This window comes from Methylobacterium sp. WL103, assembly GCF_008039885.1.
Taxonomy (GTDB): Bacteria; Pseudomonadota; Alphaproteobacteria; order Rhizobiales; family Beijerinckiaceae; genus Methylobacterium; species Methylobacterium cerastii.
Window position 1 is genome coordinate 1 of the sequence record NZ_VRUX01001086.1, and the last position, 802, is coordinate 802.

Below are 802 nucleotides of genomic sequence, written 5' to 3' on the forward strand. Positions count from 1 at the left end.
GTACCCGAGATCGGCCGCCGCGACGGGCGAGGCGATCGCGAGGGCCAGCGCGCCGGCGACGAGACGGTGGAAGGTGGGCTTCATGCGGGAACGGATCCGGATTGAACCCGGAATCCCTAGCATGCTTGGCTGCGCCCGGATCGCCGTTTCATCCGCGCCGGGGTGGAATGCCGACCGGTGCGGCCCGCCGGTCACAGTCGCGCGCCCTCAGGCGGAGCGCCACCAAGCCACGCCCATGATCACCAGGATCGCCACGAACTGCAGCAGCACGCGCAGCCGCATCAGGCGTTGCGACAGGTTCGCGTCGCCGCCACGCATCATGTTGGCGAGGCCGAGGAGGAGGATGACGGCCACCGCGAGGCAGGCGACGAGGACGAGGGTGTTGCCGGACATGGTGGGGGGATCTCGCAGAGCGTTCGGCGCCGCTTATAGAGGCTTCGCGGCGGCGGCGGCAGGGGCGAAGCGCCGCTGGCGCCAGGACGGGCTCCCCCGCTAGCACAGAGACGCCTCCAGAGCCGTCATTCCGGGCTCGCCTGCGGCGCCCCGGAATGACGGGCCGCGCAGGACGGTCGGCGGCGTGCCATCAGTTCCGGCGCAGCAGCCGCTCGAAGTAGTCGAGTTCTTCCTGCGGACGCGTCGGGTCGCCGAGCTTGCGCCGCAACTCCTCCATGATCCGGCGCGCCCGCTGGACCGCGGATTCGTCGGCCGTCGGCACGCGCACGCGGCCATCGCTCATGTCGCGCCCGCGGGTCGGGCGGCCGAGCGGGTCGTCGTCCTTGGCGCCGGCCTGGCCCTGCTGGCC

Annotated in this window: 3 protein-coding genes; all 3 read right to left on the reverse strand. The window is 72.3% G+C overall.

From position 1 onward, the window contains the following. The coding region (locus FV222_RS30780; protein ID WP_210248522.1) for a hypothetical protein at nucleotides 1-195 on the reverse strand (195 nt) is incomplete at its 3' end. A gap of 12 nt (nucleotides 196-207) precedes the next feature. Continuing rightward, the gene (locus FV222_RS27940) at nucleotides 208-393 is read right to left on the reverse strand and encodes a twin transmembrane helix small protein (RefSeq protein ID WP_147763947.1); all 186 of its coding nucleotides are present in this window, start codon (nucleotides 391-393) and stop codon (nucleotides 208-210) included. A gap of 190 nt (nucleotides 394-583) precedes the next feature. Next, a partial coding sequence (locus FV222_RS27945; RefSeq protein ID WP_147816398.1) for a DUF4175 family protein occupies nucleotides 584-802 on the reverse strand: 219 nt, incomplete at its 5' end.

Coding starts and splice junctions, on each gene's coding strand:
- FV222_RS27940 (WP_147763947.1), bottom strand. CDS start 393: ATGTCCGGCAACACCCTCGTCCTCGTCGCCTGCCTCGCGGTGGCCGTC.